25 protein-coding genes are annotated in these 25873 nt (G+C 66.4%); 22 read left to right on the top strand and 3 right to left on the bottom strand.

The window, feature by feature from the left end; genetic code table 11:
* Positions 1-161: 161 nt before the first annotated feature.
* Positions 162-446 (top strand): hypothetical protein, encoded by a 285-nt coding sequence (locus ABB30_RS04150; protein WP_152980563.1) that lies wholly within the window; start codon positions 162-164, stop codon positions 444-446.
* Between the two features lie 15 nt (positions 447-461).
* Entirely contained in the window at positions 462-2561 is a 2100-nt protein-coding gene (locus tag ABB30_RS04155; protein ID WP_057637056.1) for a prolyl oligopeptidase family serine peptidase, read from the top strand.
* Between the two features lie 107 nt (positions 2562-2668).
* Here the strand turns inward: ABB30_RS04155 and ABB30_RS04160 are convergent, their stop codons facing one another.
* The gene (locus tag ABB30_RS04160) at positions 2669-3847 is read right to left on the bottom strand and encodes a pyridoxal phosphate-dependent aminotransferase (protein ID WP_057637057.1); all 1179 of its coding nucleotides are present in this window, start codon (positions 3845-3847) and stop codon (positions 2669-2671) included.
* An 82-nt stretch (positions 3848-3929) separates the two neighbouring features.
* On the opposite strand from ABB30_RS04160, the gene ABB30_RS04165 reads away from it, so the two are divergent.
* The 11 genes from ABB30_RS04165 (at position 3930) to hslU (ending at position 13196) form a co-directional block, all read left to right on the top strand.
* Positions 3930-6053 (top strand): S9 family peptidase, encoded by a 2124-nt coding sequence (locus tag ABB30_RS04165; protein WP_057637058.1) that lies wholly within the window; start codon positions 3930-3932, stop codon positions 6051-6053.
* A 105-nt stretch (positions 6054-6158) separates the two neighbouring features.
* The gene (locus ABB30_RS04170) at positions 6159-6578 is read left to right on the top strand and encodes a YbaN family protein (RefSeq protein ID WP_057637059.1); all 420 of its coding nucleotides are present in this window, start codon (positions 6159-6161) and stop codon (positions 6576-6578) included.
* 46 nt (positions 6579-6624) lie between these two features.
* Positions 6625-6825, top strand: coding sequence for an LPS translocon maturation chaperone LptM (gene lptM / locus ABB30_RS16135; protein WP_152980564.1), 201 nt, complete (start codon positions 6625-6627; stop codon positions 6823-6825).
* Between the two features lie 2 nt (positions 6826-6827).
* Positions 6828-7676: a diaminopimelate epimerase gene (gene dapF / locus ABB30_RS04175; RefSeq protein ID WP_057637060.1), complete on the top strand. Its 849-nt coding sequence runs from the start codon at positions 6828-6830 to the stop codon at positions 7674-7676.
* The gene (locus tag ABB30_RS04180; protein WP_057637061.1) at positions 7673-8344 is read left to right on the top strand and encodes a DUF484 family protein; all 672 of its coding nucleotides are present in this window, start codon (positions 7673-7675) and stop codon (positions 8342-8344) included. Before dapF ends, ABB30_RS04180 begins: the two co-directional genes overlap by 4 nt.
* A complete protein-coding gene (gene xerC / locus ABB30_RS04185; protein ID WP_057637062.1) occupies positions 8344-9252 on the top strand; it encodes a tyrosine recombinase XerC in 909 nt (302 codons plus the stop codon). Before ABB30_RS04180 ends, xerC begins: the two co-directional genes overlap by 1 nt.
* A gap of 169 nt (positions 9253-9421) precedes the next feature.
* Entirely contained in the window at positions 9422-10087 is a 666-nt protein-coding gene (locus ABB30_RS16465) for a hypothetical protein (protein WP_057637063.1), read from the top strand.
* 16 nt (positions 10088-10103) lie between these two features.
* Entirely contained in the window at positions 10104-10562 is a 459-nt protein-coding gene (locus tag ABB30_RS04195; RefSeq protein WP_161808830.1) for an RNA polymerase sigma factor, read from the top strand.
* Positions 10562-11122 carry a hypothetical protein gene (locus ABB30_RS04200; RefSeq protein WP_057637065.1) on the top strand — a complete coding sequence of 187 codons (561 nt, stop codon included), beginning with the start codon at positions 10562-10564 and terminating at the stop codon, positions 11120-11122. The genes ABB30_RS04195 and ABB30_RS04200 overlap by 1 nt, the downstream gene beginning before the upstream one ends.
* Positions 11123-11213: 91 nt before the next feature.
* The gene (hslV, locus tag ABB30_RS04205) at positions 11214-11765 is read left to right on the top strand and encodes an ATP-dependent protease subunit HslV (RefSeq protein WP_057637066.1); all 552 of its coding nucleotides are present in this window, start codon (positions 11214-11216) and stop codon (positions 11763-11765) included.
* Positions 11766-11819: 54 nt separating this feature from the next.
* The gene (gene hslU / locus ABB30_RS04210; RefSeq protein ID WP_057637067.1) at positions 11820-13196 is read left to right on the top strand and encodes an ATP-dependent protease ATPase subunit HslU; all 1377 of its coding nucleotides are present in this window, start codon (positions 11820-11822) and stop codon (positions 13194-13196) included.
* 79 nt (positions 13197-13275) lie between these two features.
* On the opposite strand, the gene ABB30_RS04215 is transcribed toward hslU, so the two are convergent.
* A complete protein-coding gene (locus tag ABB30_RS04215) occupies positions 13276-13932 on the bottom strand; it encodes a TetR family transcriptional regulator (RefSeq protein WP_057637068.1) in 657 nt (218 codons plus the stop codon).
* Between the two features lie 207 nt (positions 13933-14139).
* On the opposite strand from ABB30_RS04215, the gene ABB30_RS04220 reads away from it, so the two are divergent.
* Genes ABB30_RS04220 through ABB30_RS04230 form a run of 3 tightly spaced genes read left to right on the top strand, consistent with a single transcriptional unit; the run spans position 14140 to position 19888 of the window.
* Positions 14140-15330: an efflux RND transporter periplasmic adaptor subunit gene (locus ABB30_RS04220; RefSeq protein WP_057637069.1), complete on the top strand. Its 1191-nt coding sequence runs from the start codon at positions 14140-14142 to the stop codon at positions 15328-15330.
* 12 nt (positions 15331-15342) lie between these two features.
* Complete coding sequence (locus ABB30_RS04225; protein WP_057637070.1) at positions 15343-18483, top strand: efflux RND transporter permease subunit; 3141 nt, start codon at positions 15343-15345, stop codon at positions 18481-18483.
* Positions 18476-19888, top strand: coding sequence for an efflux transporter outer membrane subunit (locus ABB30_RS04230; RefSeq protein WP_152980565.1), 1413 nt, complete (start codon positions 18476-18478; stop codon positions 19886-19888). The genes ABB30_RS04225 and ABB30_RS04230 overlap by 8 nt, the downstream gene beginning before the upstream one ends.
* A 73-nt stretch (positions 19889-19961) precedes the next feature.
* Here ABB30_RS04230 and ABB30_RS04235 read toward each other — a convergent pair whose 3' ends face one another.
* Positions 19962-20417: a nucleoside deaminase gene (locus ABB30_RS04235; RefSeq protein WP_057637072.1), complete on the bottom strand. Its 456-nt coding sequence runs from the start codon at positions 20415-20417 to the stop codon at positions 19962-19964.
* A gap of 133 nt (positions 20418-20550) precedes the next feature.
* On the opposite strand from ABB30_RS04235, the gene ubiE reads away from it, so the two are divergent.
* The 6 genes from ubiE (at position 20551) to ABB30_RS04265 (ending at position 25872) form a co-directional block, all read left to right on the top strand.
* Entirely contained in the window at positions 20551-21315 is a 765-nt protein-coding gene (ubiE, locus tag ABB30_RS04240) for a bifunctional demethylmenaquinone methyltransferase/2-methoxy-6-polyprenyl-1,4-benzoquinol methylase UbiE (RefSeq protein WP_057637073.1), read from the top strand.
* Between the two features lie 109 nt (positions 21316-21424).
* Positions 21425-23356, top strand: a complete 1932-nt coding sequence (locus ABB30_RS04245; protein ID WP_057637074.1) for a M1 family metallopeptidase — start codon at positions 21425-21427, stop codon at positions 23354-23356.
* A gap of 217 nt (positions 23357-23573) precedes the next feature.
* A complete protein-coding gene (locus ABB30_RS04250; RefSeq protein ID WP_057637075.1) occupies positions 23574-24041 on the top strand; it encodes a hypothetical protein in 468 nt (155 codons plus the stop codon).
* Between the two features lie 15 nt (positions 24042-24056).
* Positions 24057-24662, top strand: a complete 606-nt coding sequence (locus ABB30_RS04255) for a GTP-binding protein (RefSeq protein WP_152980566.1) — start codon at positions 24057-24059, stop codon at positions 24660-24662.
* 26 nt (positions 24663-24688) lie between these two features.
* Complete coding sequence (locus tag ABB30_RS04260; protein WP_161808831.1) at positions 24689-25084, top strand: roadblock/LC7 domain-containing protein; 396 nt, start codon at positions 24689-24691, stop codon at positions 25082-25084.
* Positions 25085-25137: 53 nt separating this feature from the next.
* On the top strand, positions 25138-25872 hold the full coding sequence (locus ABB30_RS04265; protein WP_057637078.1) for a hypothetical protein: 735 nt from the start codon (positions 25138-25140) through the stop codon (positions 25870-25872).
* Position 25873 lies beyond the last annotated feature (1 nt).

The raw sequence follows: 25873 nt of genomic DNA on the forward strand, positions 1-25873 counted from the left end.
CAGTGAATGGGTCGCAGCGGGTGAGATGGGGGCTGGTCAAGCTGGCAGCCACACATCGCACAGGAGGGTTGATGATGCCAAGGTTCACGCTGCAATGGTGTTTCCGTTCAGAAATCTGTGTCATTGCACCCTCCTGGCGGCGATGGCTGCGTGAGGTGTGCGTGCTCGGCGCCGTGCTGGTGGTATTGCTGCCGGCCGCGCGTGGCTACCACCCTTGGCTGGGCTGGCTGCCGTTGTGGTTGCTGGCCATGCCCCTGCTGGCCTGCTGGGTGGCCCATGGCGCGCCCTTGCCGCGTTGGGTGGCACAGCCGGCCAGCGTTCGCACCGGCAGTGGCCTGCGCCGCAGCGAGGCCGGGCAGGCACGGCGCAGGCGGGGTTTTGGCCAGGCCGTGACTACCGGCCGCAGCCGGCGCAGCGTTGCCTGTGCTAGCGTTCGCGGCCAGTAAACCGGTGGAGTACCCATGTCCAAGATCGTTTCGGCCTGCCTGGCGGCAGGCATGTTTGCCAGTGGTGCGGCGATGGCCGCTGACAATGCCGACCCGCACCAGTGGCTGGAGGAAGTGACCGGCGAGCAGGCGCTGGACTGGGTCAAGGCGCGCAATGCCGAGGCTGAAGCCCGCCTGGCCAACAACCCGGCCTTTGCCCGTACCGAATCGGCGATCCGCGAAGTGCTCGATTCCGATGCCCGTATCCCGGGCGTCTACAAGATGGGGCAGTACTACTACAACTTCTGGAAGGACCAGGCCAACCCGCGTGGCCTCTGGCGCCGTACCACCCTGGCCGAGTACCGCAAGGCGCAGCCGGCGTGGGAAACCATCCTGGACCTGGATGCGCTGAACAAGGCCGAGGGCGAGAACTGGGTCTGGCACGGTGCCGACTGCCTGCGCCCGGGCTACGAGCGCTGCCTGATCGCACTGTCGCGCGGCGGTGCCGATGCCGACGTCACCCGTGAGTTCAACCTGGCCACCAAGAGCTGGGTGGAGGGCGGCTTCTTCCGCCCCGAAGCCAAGGGCGGCCTGGCCTGGATCGACCAGGACAACGTGTTTGTCTACACCGATTTCGGCGATGGCTCGATGACCACCTCCGGCTACCCGCGGGTGGTCAAGCAGTGGCAGCGTGGCACCGCCATGGACAGCGCCCGCGTGGTCTACGAGGGCCAGGCCGATGACATGTACATCAGCGCCGGCCACGACGACACCCCGGGCTTTGAGCGCAGCTTCGTCTCGCGCACCCTGGCCTTCTACAACAACGAGGTCTACCTGGTCGCTGCCGATGGCAGCCTGCGCAAGATCGATGCGCCCAACTCGGCCGAGAAGTCGGCCTTCCGCAACTGGCTGACCTTCGAGCTGCGCGAGGCCTGGACCATCGCCGGCACCGAGTACCCGGCCGGTTCGCTGCTGGTGGCCGGGTTTGATGACTGGATGGCCGGCAAGCGCGAGGTGGAGGTGCTGTTCACCCCGTCGCAGACCACCTCGCTGGCCGGTTACACCTGGACCAACAACCACCTGGTGCTCAACATCCTGGACGACGTCAAGAACCGCCTGGAAGTGCTGACCCCGGCCGATGGCTGGTCGCGTGCACCGCTGGTGGGCGCGCCGTCGTTCGGCACCATCAGCGTCGGTGCGGTGGACCGCGAGCAGTCCGATGCGCTGTGGATGACCTCGGCCGATTACCTGACCCCCAGCACCCTGTCGCTGGTGCAGATCGGCCAGCAGCCGGAACAGCTGAAGTCGATGCCGGCCTTCTTTGATGCCAGCAACCAGGTGATCGAGCAGCACTTTGCCACCAGTGCCGATGGCACCCGCGTGCCGTACTTCATCGTGCACGCCAAGGACATGGCCCTGGATGGCAAGAACCCGACCCTGCTGTATGGCTACGGCGGTTTTGAAATCTCGCTGACCCCGGGTTATTCGCCGAGCATGGGCCGCGCCTGGCTGGAGCAGGGCGGGGTGTATGTGGTGGCCAACATCCGTGGTGGTGGCGAGTACGGCCCGCGCTGGCACCAAGCGGCGCTGAAGGCCAACCGTCACCGCGCCTACGAAGACTTTGCCGCGGTTGCGCGTGACCTGATTGCCCGCAACATCACCGCCCCGGCCCATCTGGGCGTGCAGGGCGGCAGCAACGGTGGCCTGCTCACCGGCAACATGCTCACCCAGTACCCGGAACTGTTCGGTGCGGTGGTGGTGCAGGTGCCGCTGCTGGACATGCAGCGTTACCACAAGCTGCTGGCCGGCGCCTCGTGGATGGCCGAATACGGCAACCCGGACACTGCCGATTGGGAGTTCATCAAGACCTTCTCCCCGTACCACCTGTTCGATGCGGCCAAGAGCTACCCGCCGGTGCTGTTCACCACTTCCACCCGCGATGACCGTGTGCACCCCGGCCACGCGCGCAAGATGGCCGCGCTGATGCTGGCTGCCGGCAAGGATGTGACCTACTACGAGAACATCGAAGGTGGCCACGGCGGTGCGGCCAACAACGCCCAGGCCGCGCACATGCAGACCCTGGCCTACCGCTTCCTGTGGGAGCGTCTGGGCGGTGACAAGGCCCAGGCCGAGTAACTGCACGCAAGGCAGGAGATCCACCAACAACGCCACCGCAAGGTGGCGTTGTTGTTTGTTGCGGCAGGGTCAATGTGCTGCGCTTGCGGCCGGCGCTGCTGTCTGCCTCAGCGTTGTTGCCAGCGCTGCAGGCCACGGCCGATGCGCTCGGCGGCCTGCAGCAGGCGCTGCACCGGCTGGGTGTAGGCAATGCGCAGGTGGGTGGCCGCGCCGTGCTGGCCGAAGTCCACGCCCGGGGTAAGGGCCACGTGTTCGGTTTCCAGCAGGAACTGACACAGGGCCTGGGCATCGTCGGTGAAGGCCGATACGTCGCAATACAGGTAGAACGCGCCATCGGGAACGCGCTCGATCACCAGGCCGATGGCGCGCAGGGCCGGCAGCAGGGCATCACGGCGGCGGCCGAATTCATGCCGGCGGCGTTCGAACTCGGCCATGGCCTCGCTACCGAAGCAGGCCAGGGCCGCGTGCTGGGCCATGCTCGGCGCGCTGATGTACAGGTTCTGGGCCAGCTTCTCCAGCGTCGGGATCGCCGCGGTCGGAGCCACCAGCCAGCCCAGGCGCCAGCCGGTCATGCCGAAATACTTGGAAAAGCTGTTCAACACCCAGGCATCCGGGGCCATCTCCAGCACGCTGGGCGCATCCAGGCCATAGGTCAGGCCGTGGTAGATCTCATCCACCACCAGGGTGCCGCCGCGCCCGTGCACAGCATCGGCCAGGGCCGAGAGCGCCGCACGGTCGAGCACGCTGCCGGTCGGGTTGGCCGGCGAGGCCACCAGCGCCCCGACGCTGTCGGCATTCCAGCAGCGCTGGACATGGGCCGGGGTCAGTTGCCAGTTGTCGTCTGCGCTGACCGGCACCAGCTGGGCGCTGGCCTCGACCAGGCGCAGGAAATGCCGGTTGCACGGATAGCCCGGGTCGGCCAGCAACCAGTGCCGGCCGGGGTCGACCAGGGCGCTGGCAGCCAGCAGCAGGGCACCGGAGCCGCCGGGGGTGACCACCACCCGGCCCGGGTCCAGCGCCACCCCGTAGCGCTGGCCGTAGAAACCGGCAATGGCCTGGCGCAGGGCCGGCAGGCCCAGAGCGGCGGTATAGCGGGTGTGGCCGGCAGCCAGCGCGGCCTGGCCGGCGGCCACGATCGGTGCGGCAGTGCTGAAATCCGGCTCGCCGATCTCCAGGTGGATCACATCATGGCCGGCCGCTTCCAGGGCCTGGGCCCGGGCCAGCAGGGCCATCACGTGGAAGGGGGCGATCTGGCGGCTGCGCGCGCTGGCGGGGAAGGAGGGCATGAGCCGATGCTAGCCCAACAGCAGCGCGTCCCGACAACTGGCACACTGGCCGCCTTGTATCGCGAACCGGCGCCCCGATCTTATGAAACGTCTTGTTCCCTTGTTGATGGCCAGCCTGATGACCCTGCCTGCCGCCGCAGCCCTGCCTGCCGCCCCCGATGCGCAAAAGCGCAGCCACACCGTGACCGCCCCGCATGGCGCCGCACGTGCGGACGAGTATTACTGGCTGCGCGATGACAGCCGCACCGACAAGGACATGCTGGCCTACCTCAATGCCGAGAATGCCTACGCCGATGCGCTGCTGGCACCACTGAAGCCGTTGCAGGAAGCGCTGTATGCCGAGATCGTCGGCCGCATCAAGCAGGACGACGCCTCGGTGCCGTACCTGGATGACGGTTACTGGTACTACACCCGTTTCGAGACCGGCAAGGACTACCCGATCCATGCCCGCCGCCAGGGCAGCATGGAGGCCCCGGAGCAGGTCCTGCTCGACCTCAACCCGATGGCCGAGGGCAAGGGCTACTTTTCGGTCGGCGACATGGCCGTCAGCCCGGACAACCAGCTGCTGGCCTGGGCCGATGACGGCGTGGGCCGGCGCCAGTACACCATCCGTTTCAAGGACCTGGCCAGCGGCAAGGTGCTCGATGATGTGATCGAGGGCGCCTCGCCCAACGTGGTCTGGGCCGATGACAACAAGACCCTGTTCTACGTGGAAAACGACCCGGACACCCTGCTCACCGTGCGGGTCAAGAAGCACGTGCTCGGCACCCCGGCCAGCAGCGATGTGCTGGTCTATGAAGAAGAAGATGACAGCTTCTACATGGGCATCGGCCGCACCACCGATGACCGCTTCATCACCATCGGGGTGGAATCCACCGTGTCTTCGGAAATCCGCTATGCACCGGCGGCCAACCCGGAGCACTTCACCGTGCTGGCCCCGCGCGCGCGTGATGTGGAATACGACGCCGACCACCACGAAGGCCGCTGGGTGATCCGCACCAATGCCGGCGGCGCCACCAACTTCAAGCTGGTCACCGCGCCGTCCGATGCCACCTCCAGTGCCCAGTGGACCGACCTGGTGGCCCACGACCCGGCCGTGCTTGTGGAAGGCTTCGACCTGTTTGACGGCTTCATGGTCGTGGCCGAGCGTGCCGAAGCGCTGGAGCGCCTGCGTGTGCGCTTCAACGACGGCCGTGACCAGCTGATTGCCGCCGACGAACCGGTCTACTCGATGGGCCTGTCGGTCAATGCCGAGCCGGCCACCGAGTGGGTGCGCTACGGCTACACCTCGATGACCACCCCGGCCACCACGTACGAGATCAACGTGCGCACCGGCGAGCGCCGCCAGCTCAAGCAGCAGCCGGTGATCGGCTATGACGCCAGCAAGTACCAGACCGAGCGGGTCTGGGTCACCGCCCGCGACGGTGCCCGCATCCCGGTCTCGTTGGTGTTCAAGAAAGGCTTCAAGAAGGACGGCACGGCCGCCCTGTACCAGTACGCCTACGGCAGCTACGGCATGTCGATGGACCCGGGCTTCAGCGGCCCGGTGGTCAGCCTGCTGGATCGCGGCGTGGTGTATGCCATTGCCCACATCCGTGGCGGCGAGGAAATGGGCCGCGCCTGGTATGAGAACGGCAAGCTGCTCAACAAGCAGAACACCTTCAACGACTTCATCGACGTGACCCGCGCGCTGGTGGCCGATGGCTGGGCGGCGGCGGACCGCGTCGGCGCGGCCGGTGGCAGCGCCGGTGGCCTGCTGATGGGGGCGGTGGCCAACCAGGCTCCGGGCGACTACCGGGCGATGATGGCCCAGGTGCCGTTCGTGGACGTGGTCACCACCATGCTCGATGCCTCCATCCCGCTGACCACCAACGAGTACGACGAGTGGGGCAACCCGGAGGACAAGGCGTACTACGACTACATCCTCAAGTACTCCCCGTATGACAACGTCAGTGCCCAGGACTACCCGGCGCTGTTCGTCGGTACCGGCCTGTGGGACTCGCAGGTGCAGTACTGGGAGCCGGCCAAGTGGGTGGCCCGCCTGCGTGATGTGAACACCGGCAAGCTGCCGGTGGTGTTCCGCACCAACATGGAAGCCGGCCACGGCGGCAAGTCCGGGCGCTTCCAGCGTTACCGCGAAATGGCCGAGTACTACGCCTTCATGCTCGACCAGCTCGGCGTGCCGGCGCAGCCGTTGGCCGACTGATCCTGCGCGCCAGCTTCGGCTGATCGACAACGGCCCGCCTGTGTGCGGGCCGTTGTCGTTGTGGACGCTTGCCAGCACGCAGGCCATCAGGCAACGTGGGCCTCCATGTCTGAACCTGAATTGCCGCCGCCGGCCCGCCCGATTCCCCGCCTGGTGCGCTGGGCCTGGTGTGGCCTGGCTTATGCCAGCCTGGCGCTGGGCATCATCGGCATCTTCGTGCCGGGCCTGCCGACCACCGTGTTCGTGCTGATCGCGGCCTGGGCGGCGACCCGTGGCTCGCAGCGCCTGCATGACTGGCTGGTCAACCACCCGCGCTTCGGGCCGTCGATCCGCAGCTGGCGCGAGCATGGCGCGGTCAGCCGGCGCGGCAAGAAGATGGCCACCGTGACCATGCTGGCATGTGCGGCGATCACCCTGTGGTGCGTACCGCTGCTGTGGGTCAAGGTGGTTTCGATCAGCTGCATGAGCGTGGTCTGCGCCTGGCTGTGGAGCCGGCCACTGCCACCTGAAGAGCGCGCCGGCTGAGCCCGCCGGCCCGGCAGGCTGTGGCTATACTGCGGGCATGAACATTTTGACGCGTCCTATTTTCCGGGTGATGTGCGCAGGCCTGTTGGCCGGCGCCATTGTTGGCTGTGGCAACAAGGGCCCGCTGGTGCTGCCAGCCAAGCCGCCGGTGACCGAAACGGTCCCGGTGGACGACGCAGACACCGGCAATGACCCGGTCGAGCAGGACGAACCGGCCGCCGCCGACGCTGACCAGCCGGGGCGTTGACGATGGTGGCAGGCAAGCAGCCGTTGCGCTTTTGCAAGATGCATGGCGCCGGCAACGATTTTGTGGTGATTGACCTGCGCGCCGGCCAGCCGGCGCCCGATGCCGCCCTGGTGGCACAGATGGCCCAGCGCCATACCGGAGTGGGCTGCGACCAGCTGCTCACCATCGAGCCGCCGCTGTCGCCGGCGGCGGTCGCCTCCTACCGGATCTTCAACAGTGATGGCAGCCCGGCCGGGCAGTGCGGCAACGGTGCCCGCTGTGTGGCGGCCTGGCTGGTGCGCGATGGTGCGGCCCCGCGTGGCAATTTCGTCATCGACAGCCCCAGCGGCGAGCATGCCGTGCGCTGGCTCGATGATGGCCAGTTCGAGATCGAGATGGGCGCGCCGCGCTTTGCGCCGGACCGCGTGCCCCTGCTCGGCTTTCCGCATGAACGTGACGAGTACCTGGTCTCGGTGGCCGGGGAGAGCCTGCGCCTGGGCGCGGTGTCGATGGGCAACCCGCATGCCGTGCTCGAAGTCGGCCTGGTCGATACCGCCCCGGTCGAGCGTCTGGGCCCGTTGCTGCAGCAGCACCCCAGTTTTCCAGAATCGGTCAATGTCGGTTTCGTCCAGGTGCTGGCACCGGACCACGCCCGCCTGCGCGTGTACGAGCGCGGGGCAGGGGAGACCCTGGCCTGTGGCAGCGGTGCCTGCGCGGCGGCCGTGGTATTGATGCGGCGTGGCCGGCTGGCCCGCCAGGTACGCATGGAGCTGCCCGGCGGCAGCCTGCAGATCAGTTGGGACGACGATGCCGCGCCGGTACGTATGGCCGGCCCGGCGGCCTTTGTCTTTGACGGGGAGTGGATCGCATGAGTGAAGCCCAACCGGCGTTGGCCGGGCACGAGGTAGCGGCGTGGTTGCGCCGTCATCCGCAGTTCTTGCAGCAGTATCCGGACCTGGCCATGAGCCTGGTGGTGCCGCGCCAGGATGGTCCGGCCGCCTCGCTGGTTGGGTATCAGCTGGAAATACTGCGTGAGAAGAACCGCGACCTGTCGCGCCGGCTGCACGAGCTGGCCAGCAATGCCCAGGTCAACGAGCAACTGACCCTGCGCACCCACCAGCTGACCCTGGCGTTGATGCGCCAGGCCAACGCCGCCGATACCCTGCGTGCGATGGCCGCGGCACTGGCCGAGGACTTTGCCGGTGACCAGGTCTCCATTGTCCTGTTCAAGCCGGTCGCTGGTCTGGATCAGGCCGCGTGGTTGCAGGTGATCGCGGCCGACGACCCGCGTCTGGCGGTGTTCGCCGATGCCCTGGCCAGTGGTGAACCGGTCTGTGGCCGTCTGCTGCCGGCACGCAATGAGGTGCTGTATGGCGAGCAGGCCGGGCAGGTGCAGTCCAGCGTGTTGCTGCCGCTGCCCGGTATCGGTCTGCTCGCGGTGGGCAGTACCGATGGCAACCGTTTCTACCCGGGCATGGGTACGGTGTTCGTGCACATGATGGCGCAATCGCTGCTCACCGCCCTGGCACGCTTTGTCTGATGGCCGGCGTGGATGGGCTGTGTGGGCCGGTAGCTGATTTTCTGGCTTACCTGCAGATCGAACGTCATGCCTCGCCGCACACTCTGCTGGCCTACCAGCGTGATCTGCAGGTGTTGCAGCAATGGTGTGGCGAGCATGCCGGTGGCGATGTGCTGCAGCTGCAGGGCGATGACCTGCGCGCCTTCGTCGCGGCCGGCCACCGTGCCGGGCTGGCGGCCAAGAGCCTGCAGCGGCGCCTGTCGGCCTGTCGCAGTTTTTATGCCTGGCACCTGCGTCATGGCCGTATCCAGGCCAGCCCTGTGGCCGGTATCCGCGCACCCAAGGCCCAGCGCAAGCTGCCTCAGGTCCTGGATGCCGACGAAGCGGTGCAGCTGGTCGAACTGCCCACCAATGTACCGCTGGGCCTGCGTGACCGCGCGCTGCTGGAAATCTTCTATTCCTCCGGCCTGCGTCTGAGCGAGGTCTGCGCACTGCGCTGGCGTGACCTGGATACCGCCACCGCCCTGGTCCAGGTGCATGGCAAGGGCCGGCGCGAACGTCTGGTGCCGGTCGGCTCGCATGCGCTGGCTGCATTGGCTGCGTGGCGTGCCGACAGCGGCGGCAGCGATGATGCCCCGGTGTTTCCCGGGCGCAACGGCGGGCCGATCACCCAGCGTGCGATCCAGTTGCGGATCAAGCAGCTGGCCCAGCGCCAGGGCCTGTTCAAGCACGTCCACCCGCACATGCTGCGGCACAGTTTTGCCAGCCACATCCTGGAATCCTCCGGCGACCTGCGCGGCGTGCAGGAGCTGCTCGGCCACGCCGACATTGCCACCACCCAGATCTACACCCACCTGGATTTCCAGCACCTGGCCCGCGTCTACGACGCCGCCCATCCCCGCGCCAAGCGGGTGGACAAGGGGCAATAAGCACCGGTTGTTGGTGCCCGTGTGACCGGGGCTGTCAGGTTTGAGCCGCTGCCTGCATCTATACAGGACACACCAGCACAGGAGCAGTGCAATGACGCAGGTATCAGCAGGCGTGACCGTGCATCCGGCAAGGCAGCCGCTACCCGGGCCGGGCAGGGCTTGGCACTGGTTGACGCAGGGACTTGGCCTGTGGCGTGGCGCCCTCTGGCAGGGGCTGCTGCTGGCGTTGCTGCCGTTGATCTTCGAAGGCCTGCTGCAACTGCTGCCGGCGGTAGGCATCGTGCTTTCCAAGCTGCTCACGCCGTTGGCCGGTGCGCTGGCCCTGTGGTGGTTGCATCGCCGATGCCAGCGTGCGGGCGGCTTGCCGGTGTACGGCCTGCCGGGCTGGCCGGTGGCCGTGGCCGTCATGCTGATGGGTCTTTTCGTGTTCGCCTGGCAGACCGCCGTGCTGGCCCTGCTTGCCGGGCCGGGCTGCGCGCTGTCGCTGCTGCAGGGCGACATGGCGGCGCTGGCAGGCCTGCGCTGGCCGTTGGCGCTGATGCTGGCCAGTGGCATGTTGCCGGCGGCCCTGCTCGGGCTGATGTCCATGCAGATGGTGCTGGGAGGGCAGTCGCTACAGGTTGCCTGGCGTTGGAATTGGTCGGTGGTGAAACGCTGTTGGCAGCCCTTGCTGGTGTGGCATGTGGTGCTGGCGCTGCTGTTGTTCAGTCTGTTGTGGTGGCCTTGGGGGCTGTTGCTGTTGGCACCGCTGGGGCTGCATGGCGGCTATGCGATGTGGTGCGACATCGTCAGCGGGCAGGCGGAGGACAGGCATGCTGCCGGCAGCGGTCTCTGAGTTGCTGGCAGGGTACTTGCCGCTGCTGCGGCGTCTGGCGGCCGGTTACGCACGGCAGACCGGCGACCAGGAGGACCTGGTGCAGGAGATGGTCATTGCCCTGTGGAAGGCGCTGCCGCGCTGGCGTGGCCAGACCGCGTTGAGCCAGAAGGCGTTTGTGGCCCGGGTCGGGCAATACACCGCACTGCAATGGCTGCGCGCGCGTGAGCCGTCGCATGCCGACGAGTCCGTGCTCGAAACGCTTCCTTGCATGCAGGCCCGGCCTGACGCACAGGCAGAGGCGGGGCAACGCCAGGCCGCCCTGCTGTCGGCGGTGCGCGAGCTGCCCGATGGACAGCGTGAGTGCGTGCTGCTGGTGCTGGAAGGGTTCGACCATGGGCAAATCGCCGACATCCTGGGTGTGGCCATCAATACGGTGGATCAACGCCTGAGCCGGGCCCGGGCCCGGCTGCGCAACCAACTGGAGGGCAGCTGATGAGTGAGCATGAGTGGGACGCCCTGGGGCAGCAGTGGCAACAGCAGGCACAGCCCGCGGCCGATGATGTGCGTACCCTGGAGGCGGCCCTGCACCATTACCGCCAGACATACCGGCGCGGGCTGTACGGCGATGGGTTCGGCCTGCTGGTGGTGGCCGGGCTGCTGGTCTGGACGCTTCTCGCCAAACCGGGCCATGCCGTGATCCAGGCCGGGCTGACGCTGGTGTTGCTGCTGTGGCAAGGCGGGCTGTGGTGGCTGCGCCGGCATTGGGGGCTGGACCATGCCTGCAACGGGCTGCGCCAGATGCTTCTGGCCGACTTGCGCCTGGCACGTTATCGCCTGCTCTACCACGCTCTGGGCCTGCCGCTGGGCGCACTGATGCTGGCCTGGGCCTGGCCGCAATTGCCGCCGTTGGCTGGAACCGCACAGGCAAGGACGATGCTGGTGGCCGTCGCGCTGGGCAGTGTGGGTTATGCGCTGTGGGCGGGCTGGCAGGCCTGGCGCCGGATCTCACGGATGCGCGTTCAGTTGCAGCGGCTGGATGACGGCGAGGGCTGAACGGATTGCCGTCATTTGCACGGGGGGAGGAGCGGTGGCTTGAATCATCGGCCGCTCGCCCCATCTTGGGAATTCAACACGGAGTACCGCGATGGATCCCAGCCAGAACCCCACTGTTTTTCATGCCACCACCATCTGCTGCGTGCGTCGCGGCGACAAGGTGGCCATTGCCGGTGACGGCCAGGTGACCCTGGGCCACACGGTGATGAAGGGCAATGCACGCAAGGTGCGCCGGCTGGGCCGTGATGGCCAGGTGCTGGCCGGTTTTGCCGGTGCCGCTGCCGATGCCTTCACCCTGTTCGAACTGTTCGAGGCCAAGCTGGAAAAGCACGGCCAGCTGACCCGTGCGGCGGTGGAGCTGGCCAAGGACTGGCGTACCGACCGCCGTTACGGAAAGCTCGAAGCCCTGCTGGCGGTGGCCGACCGCGAGACCTCGCTGATCATCAGCGGTACCGGTGATGTGATCGAGCCGGAGGACGGCATCATCGCCATCGGCTCGGGCGGCTCCTACGCCCTGAGCGCGGCGCGCGCGCTGCTGGCCCACACCGAGCTGGATGCCCGCACTGTGGCCAGCGAGGCGATCAACATCGCCGGCGGCATCTGCATCTACACCAACAAGAACGTGGTGGTCGAGGAGCTGTAAGCCGCATGGCTTGCCGCATTCATCGCCCACGTTACTGTTACCCAGGAATTGCCCATGAGCACCAAGATCGAAATCACTTCCGCCTCGATGACCCCGCGCGAGATCGTGCAGGAGCTGGACCGCCACATCGTCGGCCAGCACGACGCCAAGCGTGCGGTGGCCATTGCCCTGCGCAACCGCTGGCGCCGCATGCAGCTGGCACCGGAGCTGCGCAACGAGGTGATGCCCAAGAACATCCTGATGATCGGCCCCACCGGCGTGGGCAAGACCGAGATCGCGCGTCGCCTGGCCACCCTGGCCAATGCGCCGTTCGTCAAGGTCGAAGCCACCCGTTTCACCGAGGTCGGCTATGTCGGCAAGGATGTTGAGCAGATCATCCGCGACCTGGCCGACACCGCGGTCAAGCTGTACCGCGAGCAGGCCAAGGTGCGTGTGCGCGTGCAGGCTGAAGAAAAGGCCGAAGACCGCATCCTCGATGCACTGCTGCCGCGTCGCAGTGTTGGCATGGGCTTTGATGCCGAAGCCGCCCGCAACGAGCCGTCGGCAGCCGACAGCGAGACCCGGATCAAGTTCCGCCGCATGCTGCGCGCCGGTGAGCTGGACGCGCGCGAGATCGAGCTGGACCTGATGGCCAACATCAGCACCGACATCATGACCCCGCCGGGCATGGAGGAGATGGGCCAGCAGCTCAAGGCCATGTTCGCCAACCTGGGCAACAGCAAGGCCAGCAAGCGCACTTTGACCATTGCCGCGGCACGTCCGCTGCTGATCGAGGAGGAGGCCGCCAAGCTGGTCAACGAGGAAGACATCCGCGCCGCGGCGATCGAGGCCTGCGAGCAGCACGGCATTGTCTTCATCGACGAGATCGACAAGGTCGCCAAGCGCAGCGATGCCGGCAGCAATGGCGGTGATGTCAGCCGCGAGGGCGTGCAGCGCGACCTGCTGCCACTGGTGGAAGGCTCCAATGTCTCCACCAAGTACGGCACGGTGAAGACCGACCACATCCTGTTCATTGCCTCCGGTGCCTTCCACCTGGCCAAGCCGAGCGACCTGATCCCGGAACTGCAGGGCCGCTTCCCGATCCGGGTCGAGCTGGGCGCGTTGAGCAAGGAGGACTTCGTGCGCATCCTGACCGAGCCCAAGGCCGCCCTGACCAAGCAGTACATCGCCCTGATGGGCACCGAAGGGGTGCAGGTGGAATTCACCGCCGAGGCGGTGGACCGCCTGGCCGAAATCGCCGCCCAGGTCAACGAACGCCAGGAGAACATCGGTGCGCGTCGCCTGCACACGGTGCTGGAGCGCTTGCTGGACAAGCTCAGCTTCGAGGCCCCGGACCGCGACGGCCAGCAGGTGCGCATCGATGCGGCCTTCGTCGACAGCCATCTGGGCGAGCTGGTCAGGGATCCGGACCTGAGCCGTTACATCCTGTAAACAGCACGACAGTCTTCATGACGACGGGGCGGCCATTGGCCGCCCCGTTTTTTTGCATTGCCGTGGTTGTCAGCCCGCCTCAGGCGGCAGGTGCCGGGTCCAGTTGGCCCGGGGTGAAGCTGTCGGCACTGACCAGGGTGCTGAGCAGGGCATCCAGCGCGGCCATGCCATCGCGGTACATGTCGATCGACTCGGGCTGGAAGATGCGGTTGTAGAGCACGCCGGTCAGGATGATGTGGAGCATGCGCGCGGCGTGGTCGGCCGTCACCCCGCTGCGCAGCTGGCCCAGCACGTTGGCGCGGTTCAGGGCACTGATGATCAGTGCATTGCAGTCCTTGAAGCCATCGGCGTGGGTCTGGCGCAGGATCTGGCTCTCGTTGGACAGGTCGTTGCGCAGCATCAGCTCGAGCAGGCCACGCAGGCGGGGGCTGGCTTCCAGCTCGCGCCACGAATTGAGGAAGGCCGCGCGCAGGTCCTGGACCGGCGTGTTGCGGGTGGCCGAGGAGGCCCACTCCAGTTTCTGCATGAAGGGCACACGGCAGCGGGTGATCACCGCGGCCAGGACCTCGCTCTTGTTCTTGAAGTGCCAGTACACCGCGCCGCGCGAGAAACCGGCGCGCGCAGCGATCTTCTCCAGCGAGGTGGCCGCGATTCCGTTTTCCTGGAAACAGGCTTCGGCAGCATCAAGGATGCCGTCGCGTGTGGCCTGGGTTTCCTCTTTGGTCTTGCGTGCCATGGGAAAGTGTGTGCAGCTTCGGAAAATGAATGTTTGCAGAGTCTAACGCGTAACAAACAGACGTGCATGTATGTATACTGAGCCCCTTGTCCCTGTGGGGTCGGGGTAGTCATTACCGGCACCCGGGGCGCAACCCGCTTCACTCGGCACTAGGCCCGTTTTTGGCATGGTGCCGCATGCCCAATTTTCCATTGTGAGCACTCCTCCATGTTGCCTTCACGTTTTCGTACCGTCACCCTGGCCGCCGCGCTTGCCGTCTCCCTTGCCGCCTGTGGTGGCGCACCGCAGGGCCCGCAGCAGGGCCCCGGCCAGGTCACCGTGGTGACCCTGAAGACCGAAACGATCAATCTCGACCGCGAACTGCCCGGCCGCACCTCGGCCTACCAGGTGGCCGAAGTACGGCCGCAGGTCAGCGGCATCATCGCCCGTCGCCTGTTTGTCGAGGGCAGCGAGGTCAAGGCTGGCCAGCCGCTGTACCAGATCGAGGATGCGACCTACCGCGCCGCCGCCGCCAGCGCCCAGGCCCAGGTCGAACGCGCCAGCGCCAATGCCGAGCAGGCCCGCCTGGCCGCCCGCCGTATCGGCGAGCTGGCCCGCATCAACGCGGTCAGCGCGCAGGAAAACGAGAACGCGCAGGCTGCCTTGAAGACCGCCGAGGCCGACCTGGCCGCCGCGCGCGCCTCGCTGCAGCAGGCCAATGTAACCCTGGGCTATGCCCGCATCACCTCGCCGATCAGCGGCCGCATCGGCAAGTCCGCGGTCACCCAGGGCGCCCTGGTAACCGCCAACCAGGCCGATGCGCTGGCTGTGGTCAACCAGCTGGATCCGATCTATGTGGACCTGACCCAGTCGGCTGCCGAGCTGACCCAGCTGCGTCGTGACATGGCTGCCGGCAAGTTGCAGGCCAACAGCCAGATGCCGGTTAGCATCCTTCTGGATGACGGCAGCACCTATGCCCACCAGGGCGTGCTGGAGTCCTCCGAAGTCAGCGTTGACCCGTCCACCGGCAGCTTCGGCATGCGGGTCAAGGTTGACAATCCCGATGGCCTGCTGATGCCGGGCATGTACGTGCGTGCGGCCATTGGTACCGGTACCCGTGACCAGGCGCTGCTGGTGCCGATGCAGGGCGTGCAGCGTGATGCCAAGGGCAACACCTCCTCGATGGTGGTCGATGCCGAAGGCAAGGTCGCCTCGCGCCCGATCCAGGTCAGCCAGGCCATCGGTGACAAGTGGCTGGTCGAAGGCGGCCTGGTCGCTGGCGACAAGGTGATCGTCGAAGGCCTGCAGAAGATTGGCGTCGGCATGCCGGTCAATGCCACCGAGAAGGGTGCCGAACCGGCAGCCCCCGCCGACGCAGCCCAGGCTGCGGCCGCCGCTGCGCCGGCTGACGCGAAGTAAGCGGAGACTTCCATGGCACGTTTCTTTATCGATCGCCCCATCTTTGCGTGGGTGATCGCCTTGATCATCATGCTTGCCGGCGCCCTGGCCGTGTTCAAGCTGCCGGTCTCGATGTACCCGGCCGTGGCACCGCCATCGGTCGAAATCACCGCCACCTACCCGGGTGCGTCGGCCAAGGTGGTGGAGGACTCGGTGACCCAGATCATCGAGCAGAACATGAAGGGCATCGATGGTCTGATGTACTTCTCCTCCAACAGCGCCGGCAACGGCCGCGCCACCATCACCCTGACCTTCCAGAGTGGTACCGATCCGGACATCGCCCAGGTCCAGGTGCAGAACAAGCTGCAGCTGGCCACTCCGTTGTTGCCGCAAGCGGTGCAGCAGCAGGGCGTGAATGTGGCCAAGGCCTCCAAGAGCTTCCTGCAGGTGGCCGCGTTCGTGTCCGAAGACGGCTCGATGGATGCCAACGACATCGCCGACTACGTCAGCTCCAACGTGGCCGACCCGCTCAGCCGTGTGCCGGGCGTGGGCTCGATCCAGGTGTTCGGTGGCAAGTACGCCATGCGCATCTGGCTGGACCCCAACAAGCTGCAGGCCTACAAGCTGTCGGTGGATGAGGTGGCTGCGGCCATCCGTGGCCAGAATGCCCAGGTGGCCATCGGCCAGCTCGGCGGCGCGCCGTCGATCCAGGGCCAGCAGCTCAACGCCACCATCAATGCGCAGGAACGCCTGCAGACCCCGGAACAGTTCCGCAACATCGTCGTGCGCAGCAGTGATGCCGGCAGCGAACTGCGCCTGGGTGATGTGGCCCGTGTCGAGCTCGGTGCCGAGACCTACGATTTTGTGACCCGTTTCGACGGCAAGCCGTCCACCGGTATTGCCATCACCCTGGCCTCCGGCGCCAACGCGCTGGATACCGCCGAGGGTGTGAACCAGACCCTGAAGGAACTGGAAGCCGGTTTCCCGGCCGGCCTGAAGTCGGTGGTGGCCTATGACACCACCCCGTTCGTCAAGGTGTCGATCAAGGGCGTGATCAAGACCCTGCTCGAAGCCGTGGTGCTGGTCTTCCTGGTGATGTACCTGTTCCTGCAGAACTTCCGCGCCACCCTGATCCCGACCATCGCCGTGCCGGTGGTGCTGCTGGGTACCTTCGGCGTGCTGTCGGCACTGGGCTTCTCGATCAACATGCTGACCATGTTCGCCATGGTGCTGGCCATCGGCCTGCTGGTGGACGATGCCATCGTGGTGGTGGAAAACGTCGAGCGCATCATGGCCGAGGAAGGCCTGTCGCCGCTGGAAGCCACCCGCAAGTCGATGGACCAGATCACCGGCGCCCTGGTGGGTATCGGCCTGGTGCTGTCGGCCGTGTTCGTGCCGATGGCCTTCATGGATGGCGCCACCGGCGTGATCTACCGCCAGTTCTCGGCCACCATCGTTTCGGCGATGGCCCTGTCGGTGATCGTGGCCATCGTGCTGACCCCGGCACTGTGCGCGACCATGCTCAAGCCGCTGCCCAAGGGCGAGCACCACGTCAAGCACACCGGTTTGCTGGGGCGCTTCTTTGACTGGTTCAACGGCTTCTTTGACCGCACCTCCGGCAAGTACCAGGGCGGCGTGCGCGGCATCCTGGCCCGTCCGGGTCGTTTCATGGCGGTCTTTGTCGCCTTGGCCGTGGTGATGGGCGTGCTGTTTGCACGCCTGCCCAGTTCGTTCCTGCCCAACGAGGACCAGGGCATCCTGATGGCGATGGTCTCCACCCCGGTGGGCGCCACCCAGGAACGTACCCTGGAGTCGATCGCCAAGCTGGAAAACCACTTCCTGGAAAATGAATCGGAACTGGTGGAGTCGGTGTTCTCGGTGCAGGGCTTCAGCTTTGCCGGCATGGGCCAGAACTCCGGTATGGCCTTCATCAAGCTCAAGGACTGGGAAGAGCGCAAGCAGGCCGACCAGCAGGTCACTGCGGTGGCCGGGCGCGCGATGGGCGCGCTGATGCAGGTCAAGGACGCCTTCATCTTCGCCTTTGCTCCGCCGGCGATGACCGAGCTGGGTGTGGGCAACGGCTACACCTTCTTCCTGAAGGACATGACCGGCCAGGGCCACGAGGCCCTCACTGCCGCACGCAACCAGTTGCTGGGCATGACCGGGCAGAGTGACAAGCTGGTCAATGTGCGCCCGAACGGCCAGGACGACACCCCGCAGCTGCGTCTGGACATCGACCCGGCAAAGGCCGGCGCGCATGACCTGAGCATGGCCACCATCAACTCCACCCTGGCCACTGCCTGGGGCTCGAGCTACATCGATGACTTCATCGACCGTGGCCGGGTCAAGCGCGTCTACCTGCAGGCTGACCAGGACTTCCGCATGACCCCGGAAGACTTCCACCTGTGGTCGGTGAAGAACAGCAAGGGCGAGATGGTGCCGTTCAGCGCCTTCGCCACCTATCACTGGGATTACGGTTCCCCACGTCTGGAGCGCTACAACGGCGTCAGCGCGGTGGAAATCCAGGGCGAGGCTGCCCCGGGTGTGGCCTCCGGTGATGCAATGGACGAGGTCGAAAAGCTGTCCAAGCAGCTGCCGCCAGGCTTCAGCATCGAATGGACGGCCCTGTCCTACCAGGAACGTGCTGCCGGCAACCAGACCCCGATGCTGTATGCGTTGTCGCTGATCGTGGTGTTCCTGTGCCTTGCCGCCCTGTATGAGAGCTGGTCGGTGCCGACGGCCGTGTTGCTGGTGGCGCCGCTGGGTATCCTGGGTGCAGTGCTGGCCAACACCATGCGCGGCATGGAGCGCGACATCTACTTCCAGGTGGCGATGCTGACCACCGTCGGCCTGACCTCCAAGAACGCGATCCTGATCGTGGAATTTGCCAAGGAGCATCTGGAAGCCGGCGCCAATGTTATCGATGCGACCATGCACGCCGTGCGTGACCGTCTGCGCCCGATCATCATGACCTCGCTGGCCTTCGGCCTGGGCGTGCTGCCGCTGGCCATCGCTTCCGGTGCCGGTTCCGGCGCCCAGCGTGCCATCGGTACCGGTGTGCTCGGTGGCATGGTGGTGGGTACCTTCCTGGGTGTGTTCTTCATCCCGCTGTTCTTCGTGGTGATCCAGCGCCTGTTCAACCGCAACAAGAACAAGGAGTCCAACCATGGCTAAGTTGAAGACCTCGGCCATGGCCCTGGCAATTGCCGTGGCTTTCACCGGCTGTGCAATGCTCGAGCCGCGTCTGCCGGCCGCCCAGGCTGACATCCCGGTCAGCTGGCCGTTGCCCGAAGCCGGCAGCGCGCCGGTGGCCGATGCCCCGAGCGTGGCCGACATCGGCTGGCGTGACTTCTTTGTCGACGAGCGCCTGGAGCAGGTCATCGCCCAGGCCCTGGAAAACAACCGCGACCTGCGCGTGGCCGTGCTCAATGTCGAGCGTGCCCAGGCCCAGTACCGCATCGCCCGTGCCGACCGTGTGCCGGCCCTGGGCGTGACCGGGCAGATGGAACGGGTGGGCGGTGATGTGCCCACCACCGAGCAGTACAGCGTCACCCTCGGGGTGTCGGCGTTCGAGCTGGACCTGTTCGGCCGTGTGCGCAACCTCAGCCACGCCGCGTTGCAGCGTTACCTGTCCACCGAGCAGTCGCAGCGTTCGGCCCAGCTGGCCCTGGTGGCCCAGGTGGCCGGCAGCTGGCTGTCGTTGGGGGCTGACGAGCAGGCCCTGAGCATTGCCCGCGACACCCTGACCAGCTACGAAGAGTCGCTGGGCCTGGCCGAGAAGATGTTCGAGTTCGGTGCCACCTCGGCCCTGCAGCTCAACCAGACCCGTACCCTGGTCGAATCGGCCCGTGCCGATGTGGCCCGCTACACCGGCCAGGTCGCCCAGGGCCGCAATGCCCTGAACCTGCTGGTCGGCCAGCCGGTGGATGCCTCGTTGCTGCCCACCGAACTGGACCTGGCCAGCAGTGGCATCGATGCCTTGCCGGCGGGGGTGCCGTCGGATGTGCTGCTGCGCCGTCCCGATGTGATGGCGGCCGAGTACCAGCTGCGCAGTGCCAATGCCAACATCGGTGCCGCACGGGCGGCGTTCTTCCCGTCGATCCGCCTGACCGGCGGGGTGGGCAGTGCCAGTGGCGAGTTGTCCGGGCTGTTCGAGTCGGGCACCAAGATCTGGAGCTTCACCCCGCAGATCAGCCTGCCGATCTTCCAGGGCGGCGCCCTGCGCGCCAACCTGGGCATGGCCAATGCCGACCGTGACATCGCCCTGGCCCAGTACGAGAAGGCGATCCAGAGCGGTTTTGCCGAAGTGGCTGACGGCCTGGCCCTGAGCCAGACCCTGGCCCAGCAGCGCACGGCGATGGAAGCCCTGCTGGCCGCCGCGCAGCAGGCCCATGACCTGTCCCAGGCCCGCTATGACGCCGGCATGGACAGCTTCCTGGTCCTGCTCGATGCCCGTCGCAACCTGTATTCGGCCCGTCAGGGGCTGGTGGCCGTGCAGCTGGCCGAGCAGGCCAACCGCATCGGCCTGTACAAGGCGTTGGGTGGTGGCTGGGTGGAAACGGCTGGCACCACGCCGTAACCATGCCGGGTTGATGTACAGCAAAAGGCCGCCTGCGAGGGCGGCCTTTTGTGTTGCAGGGCGGCGGCGCTGCTCAGTCCTCGCCGATGTCCTCGTTCCACAGCGCCGGGTGGGCGGTGGTGAAGCGTTCCATCATCTCGATGCAGCGTTCGTCGGCCAGGTCGATGACCTTGACCCCGGCCTCGCGCAGCCAGTCGATGCCGCCGGCAAAGGTGACCGATTCGCCCACCACCACGGTGCCGATGTTGAACTGGCGCACCAGGCCGGAGCAGTACCAGCACGGGGCCAGGGTGGTGACCATGATGGTGTCGCGGTAGGAGCGCTGGCGGCCGGCCTTGCGGAAGGCGTCGGTCTCGCCGTGGATGGACGGGTCGCCTTCCTGCACGCGGCGGTTGTGGCCGCAGCCGAGCAGGCGGCCATCGTTGTGGTACAGCGCCGCACCGATCGGGATGCCACCTTCTGCCAGGCCGGCGCGGGCCTGGTCAATGGCCGTTTCCAGCAATGCACGGTAGTCGGGGGTGGTGATCATGGGGCAGTCCCTGAAGTGGATGCCGGCCAGTGTGCCTGATTGCACGCGCATCGTTGCAGCACCGTTTGCGCAGGCTGTGCTATCACTGCCATTTCGCGGCCCACGGGCCGGCCTGCAGTGCGATAATGAACCCATGAGCCAATCCCCCTACGAAAGCGGTACCACCCACTTCGGTTTCCGCGATGTTGCGGCCAAGGACAAGCAGAAGCTGGTCGCAGAAGTGTTCACCTCGGTCGCCGGCAAGTACGACCTGATGAACGACCTGATGAGCCTGGGCATCCACCGTGCCTGGAAGCGTTATTTCGTGGCCACCGCGCAGGTCAAGCCGGGTGACCGCGTGCTCGACCTGGCTGGCGGCACCGGCGACATCGCCGCGCTGCTCAAGGACCGGGTGGGCAAGGACGGCTACATCGTGCTGGGCGACATCAACGCCGGCATGCTCACCGTTGGCCGTGACCGTCTGCTCAACCGTGGCCTGGTGTTCGGCCTGGATTACGTCCAGCTCAATGCCGAGGCGCTGCCGTTCCCCGATGCCAGTTTTGACCTGGTCACCATTGCCTTCGGCCTGCGCAACGTCACCGACAAGGACAAGGCCCTGGCCGAGATGTACCGCGTGCTCAAGCCCGGTGGCCAGGCCCGCGTGCTGGAGTTCTCCGAAGTCACCGCCGAGTGGTTCAAGCCGATCTACGACTTCCACTCCTTCAAGGTGCTGCCCAAGCTGGGCAAGCTGTTTGCCCATGGTGATGGCGACAGCTACCAGTACCTGGCCGAGAGCATCCGCAAGCACCCGCCGCAGGAAGAGCTCAAGGGCATGATGGGGCAGGCCGGTTTCGAGCGCTGCCACTACAAGAACCTGTCCGGCGGGATCTGCGCGATCCATTCCGGCTACAAGCTCTGACCCGGCGGGCCAACGCCGGGACAGGACGGGCCGCGCCTTGCGTGGCCCGTTTTTTATTTGCACAGGCGCAGGGCGTTACACTGGGCGCTTTCTCTAGTTGGGTTGATCCATGCGTCCTTCGTCCTTGATCCTGCCGCTGGCCATCGCCCTGGTGCTGGGCACCGCCGGTTGCAGCGAATCGACCACCGCTCCGGCCGCTCCGGCCACGGCAACCAGCGAGGCTTCCATGAGCACGTCGCGCAGCCACGATGAAAGCTCCTACGCGCAGCCGGAGAAGGTGGTCATCACCGATCTGGCGCTGGATCTGGACCTGGATTTCGATGCCCGCCAGATCAGCGGCACCGCCACCTACACCCTGGACTGGAAGCGTGATGACGCCAACGAGCTGGTGCTGGACACCCGCGAGCTGGACATCCGCAAGGTCGAGGCGATCGGTGCTGACGGCAGTGCCGCCGAGCTGGCCTACACCCTGGCCCCGGCCGACAAGGTGTTCGGCTCCAAGCTGACCATTACCGCGATGAGCCAGCCGGCCAAGGTGCGCATCACCTATGCCACCGCGCCGACCGCTTCGGGCCTGCAGTGGCTGGAGCCGGGCATGACCGAGGGCGGCAAGCTGCCTTTCATGTTCAGCCAGTCCCAGGCCATCCATGGCCGTTCCTGGATTCCGTTGCAGGACACCCCGGGTGTGCGTTTCACCTACAGCGCCACGGTGCGTTCGCGCCCGGACGTGATGGTGCTGATGAGTGCGGACAACGCGCCTGATGCGGTACGTGATGGCGAGTACAGCTTCACCATGCCGCAGCCGATCCCGTCCTACCTGCTGGCCATTGCCGCCGGTGACCTGGTGTTCCAGCCGGTGTCGCCGCGTTCGGGCATCTGGGCCGAACCGAGCATGGTCGGCAAGGCGGCCAAGGAATTCGAAGACACCGAAAAGATGATTGTGGCCACCGAGAAGCTCTACGGCGAATACCGCTGGGGCCGCTACGACATGCTGGTGCTGCCGCCGTCCTTCCCCTTCGGTGGCATGGAGAACCCGCGCCTGACCTTTGCCACCCCGACCGTGATCACCGGCGACAAGTCGCTGGTGTCGCTGATTGCCCATGAACTGGCCCACAGCTGGTCGGGCAACCTGGTGACCAACTCCAGCTGGAAGGACATCTGGCTCAACGAGGGTTTCACCAGCTACGTGCAGAGCCGCATTGTCGAGGCGGTGTACGGCAAGGAAATGGCCGACATGGAGCGCATGATCGACCAGGCCGGGCTGAAGGAGGAGCTGGCCGATACCCCGGAAGCCCAGCAGTTGCTGGCCCTGGCCCCGCTGGGCGAGCTGGACCCGGACGAGGCGCTGTCCAGCGTGGCCTATGACAAGGGCGCCTGGTTCCTGCAGTTCCTGGAGCAGCGCTTCGGCCGCGAGGTGTTCGATGCCTTCCTGCGTGGCTGGTTTGACAGCCATGCCTTCGGCAGCACCGATACCGATACCTTCGTGGCCTACCTCAACGCCGAATTGGTGAGCAAGAACCCGCATGCGGTCAGTGCGGCCGAGCTGGATGCCTGGATCAACCAGCCGGGTATCCCGTCCACCGCGCCGAAGGCCATCTCGCGCAATTTCGCCATCGTCGACAGCGCCCGCATTGCGGTGCAGGGCAGCGGCGAGCTGCCCAACCGTGAAGTGACCCGCCATTGGGTGACCCAGGAATGGGTGCACTTCATCTCCGGCCTGGGCGATACCCAGGAGGTGGAACTGCTGGCCAAGCTGGACAAGGCCTATGGCCTGACCGGCACCAGCAATGGCGAGATCGCCATGCGCTGGTATCCGCTGGCCATCCGCAGCGGCTATGACGCCGCGGTGCCGCAGGCGCAGGCCTTCATCGAGAAGGTCGGCCGTCGCAAGCTGATCATGCCGATCTATGCCGAGCTGGTGAAAACCCAGGCCGGGCTGGAGGCGGCGCGCACCAGTTTCGAGCGCGCCCGTGCCGGTTACCACCCGATCACCACCGCGTCGGTGGAGGCCATGCTGGCCCAGGCCAAGCCGGCCAACTGAGCTTCAAGCCATTGATGTGAAAGCAAACGGCGGGCCGCAAGGCCCGCCGTTTGCTTGTGTGTGCGTCATCGGGGGAGTTGGTCATGCCGGTGTCACTGCACGCATGCATCTTTTGTGTGAAACTGGCGTGAACAAATACGTTTCATAACCTGCCGGCGCAAGGCGGGCATTGCCGGCCGTAGCGAGCGGACGGTTTCCAATCGGGGTGGGCACAGGCATGGGCGAGGCGGCAGCAAACGGCGCATACGAACGGTTCAAGCCGGCGGCATGGCAGGCGTGCGGGCCCGAACATGGCCAGCACAACGGGCTGGCTGCCGTTGGTGCCGACGAGGATGCCCTGCAATGGGCGCTGCTGCGTCCGCAATTGCTGTTCCTGGTCCGCTGGCCGGATCCGCGCCAGGTACCCGAGGCGGTGGGCTGGGGCAATACGGTGCGCGTATGTGCCTTGCTGGGCCGGCGCCAGAGCGCCGCTTTCCTGGTTGCGCAGTTGCTGGGCATGGACAGTGCGCGTTGTCAGCAGGTGCTGCTGCTGCTGTGGCGGCAGGGCTGTCTGCAGTGCACGGGCAGCGGGCCGGGGGCGGTGCCCTCGACTGCCGGCAGCCTGTCCGATCCGGCGCCCACCACGCCGGCAGGTTCATTCATCGTGCGCCTGTGGCGGCGTCTGGCGGGGCTGGGACAGGACTGAGCGCAGGAGGGGTCTATGGAATGGAATATTGCCTTCATGGGGCCGGTCGGAGCGGGCAAGACCACGGCAATCAGCTCGGTCAGTGACATCGACTGCCTGGATACCGAGGTGGCCCATTACGAGGGCAGCCCGGACAGCAGCAAGCTGACCACCACCGTGGCCCTGGACATGGGCGTGCTGGAGCTGGGCGGCGACGACCGCCTGCGCCTGCAGGGGGCGCCCGGCCAGCAGCGCTTTGATTACATGTGGGACATCCTGCTGGCGCAGGCCCAGGCGGTGGTGATCCTGGTCGGCGCCGGCGTGCAGGCGCAGCAGGAGCTTGATTTCTACCTGGCCCAGGTCCGGCGTCTGACCGAAGGGCAGGGGCGGGCGGTACCGGTGGTGATCGGCCTGACCCATGCCGATGCCGTGCAGGACAGTGCTGGCCTGCGCTTTGCCGGGCAGGGCTGCCCGTGCAGCCAGTGCCAGCCGCCCATCGTGCCGGTGGATGCGCGTGAGCGCGGCAGTGTGGTGCGCCTGCTGCAGGTGGTGACCGCGCTGCTGGAAGTGAGCGTGCGTCATCCCGAGCCGGCATTGCACCAGTGGCAGTGCCAGATGGCCGGGCGTGCGGGATTGCAGTGAGCGGCAGCAATGCCAGAGGAGTGGACGTGGAGCAAAGCGTTGAAAAGGCGGCGCGTGCGATCCTGCGCCAGTTGCAGGGCACCGAGCCCGGCATCCAGGCGCTGGCCTGGGTGGACCGGGCCGGGCAGGTGGTGACCGCGCTGTTCCAGACCGGCAACCAGGACCGGGTCGGGGCGATGAGCGCCTCGTTGCTGGCGCTGTCGGCTGCCGCCAGTCGCGAGGTGGCACTGGGGCCGTTGCACCAGGTCATTCTCAATGGTGCCGAAGGCACCATGCTGCTGACCGGCACCGGCAAGGATCATGTCTTGTTGATCGCTGCCGACACCAAGGTCAACCTGGGACGTCTGCTGCTGCATGCGCAGTCGGTCGGCAACCGCCTGGCCGAGCTGGCCACAAGGTCCGAGGTACCGGTGCTGGCCTGAGCATGTGCGGGCTACACTGCAGTCACCTTTTTGGTTTGCGAGTTGCCCGTCCGATGAAAATGATTGCCCTGCCTGCCTTGCTGGCCGTCCTGGCCCTGAGTGCCTGCGCTGATCCGGAAGCCGAACGTGCCAAGGCCGAGGCGGCGGCAGCGGCTGAAAATGCACGCAAGGAGCAGGAAGCGGCGCTGATCGCCGGCAACTTCGAGCAGGCCGTGGCGGCGGCGGACTGGGATCGCGCCCGCCTGCAGGGCGTCTCCTTGCTGGATCAGTATCCCGATAGCGCTGCAGCGGCAGCCGTGGCGGCGCAGATGGACGTGGTGCGTGAGAAGGCCGAGGCCGCGCGCGAACTGCGCCGGCTGCAGGCGTTGTGGCACTACAACCAGGTCGCCGCCGGCAGTGGCCTGCAGAAGTCGGCGGCGATCTATGCCAAGACCCCGGTGGATGTGGACGGCAGCGGGGCCAAGGCGGTGCAGCTGGTGTTCCGTGACCACCCGCAGTGGAAGCAGCATGCCTACCTGGTGTTGCAGGCGGGGGACTTCCGCTGTGCCGGTGGTTGCCAGGTCAAGGTGCGCATTGATGATGGCCCGGTGCGCTCGATGGCGGCCTGGCGCCCGGACACCGACGAGGCGATCGCCATGTTCATCACCGACCACAAGCAGCTGTGGAAGAACGCCGCCCAGGCCAGCCAGTTGAGTATTGAATTCCCGGTCAAGGCCGGTGGTACCCGCACGGCGGTATTCGAGACCAAGGGAGTGGATGCCACCACCCTGCCGGCACGCTGGAACTGAT

Source organism: Stenotrophomonas ginsengisoli (assembly GCF_001431485.1).
Classification (GTDB): domain Bacteria; phylum Pseudomonadota; class Gammaproteobacteria; order Xanthomonadales; family Xanthomonadaceae; genus Stenotrophomonas; species Stenotrophomonas ginsengisoli.

Coding starts and splice junctions, on each gene's coding strand:
- ABB30_RS04155 (WP_057637056.1), top strand. CDS start 462: ATGTCCAAGATCGTTTCGGCCTGCCTGGCGGCAGGCATGTTTGCCAGT.
- ABB30_RS04160 (WP_057637057.1), bottom strand. CDS start 3,847: ATGCCCTCCTTCCCCGCCAGCGCGCGCAGCCGCCAGATCGCCCCCTTC.
- ABB30_RS04165 (WP_057637058.1), top strand. CDS start 3,930: ATGAAACGTCTTGTTCCCTTGTTGATGGCCAGCCTGATGACCCTGCCT.
- ABB30_RS04170 (WP_057637059.1), top strand. CDS start 6,159: ATGTCTGAACCTGAATTGCCGCCGCCGGCCCGCCCGATTCCCCGCCTG.
- dapF (WP_057637060.1), top strand. CDS start 6,828: ATGGTGGCAGGCAAGCAGCCGTTGCGCTTTTGCAAGATGCATGGCGCC.
- ABB30_RS04180 (WP_057637061.1), top strand. CDS start 7,673: ATGAGTGAAGCCCAACCGGCGTTGGCCGGGCACGAGGTAGCGGCGTGG.
- xerC (WP_057637062.1), top strand. CDS start 8,344: ATGGCCGGCGTGGATGGGCTGTGTGGGCCGGTAGCTGATTTTCTGGCT.
- ABB30_RS04200 (WP_057637065.1), top strand. CDS start 10,562: ATGAGTGAGCATGAGTGGGACGCCCTGGGGCAGCAGTGGCAACAGCAG.
- hslV (WP_057637066.1), top strand. CDS start 11,214: ATGGATCCCAGCCAGAACCCCACTGTTTTTCATGCCACCACCATCTGC.
- hslU (WP_057637067.1), top strand. CDS start 11,820: ATGAGCACCAAGATCGAAATCACTTCCGCCTCGATGACCCCGCGCGAG.
- ABB30_RS04215 (WP_057637068.1), bottom strand. CDS start 13,932: ATGGCACGCAAGACCAAAGAGGAAACCCAGGCCACACGCGACGGCATC.
- ABB30_RS04220 (WP_057637069.1), top strand. CDS start 14,140: ATGTTGCCTTCACGTTTTCGTACCGTCACCCTGGCCGCCGCGCTTGCC.
- ABB30_RS04225 (WP_057637070.1), top strand. CDS start 15,343: ATGGCACGTTTCTTTATCGATCGCCCCATCTTTGCGTGGGTGATCGCC.
- ABB30_RS04230 (WP_152980565.1), top strand. CDS start 18,476: ATGGCTAAGTTGAAGACCTCGGCCATGGCCCTGGCAATTGCCGTGGCT.
- ABB30_RS04235 (WP_057637072.1), bottom strand. CDS start 20,417: ATGATCACCACCCCCGACTACCGTGCATTGCTGGAAACGGCCATTGAC.
- ubiE (WP_057637073.1), top strand. CDS start 20,551: ATGAGCCAATCCCCCTACGAAAGCGGTACCACCCACTTCGGTTTCCGC.
- ABB30_RS04245 (WP_057637074.1), top strand. CDS start 21,425: ATGCGTCCTTCGTCCTTGATCCTGCCGCTGGCCATCGCCCTGGTGCTG.
- ABB30_RS04250 (WP_057637075.1), top strand. CDS start 23,574: ATGGGCGAGGCGGCAGCAAACGGCGCATACGAACGGTTCAAGCCGGCG.
- ABB30_RS04255 (WP_152980566.1), top strand. CDS start 24,057: ATGGAATGGAATATTGCCTTCATGGGGCCGGTCGGAGCGGGCAAGACC.
- ABB30_RS04265 (WP_057637078.1), top strand. CDS start 25,138: ATGAAAATGATTGCCCTGCCTGCCTTGCTGGCCGTCCTGGCCCTGAGT.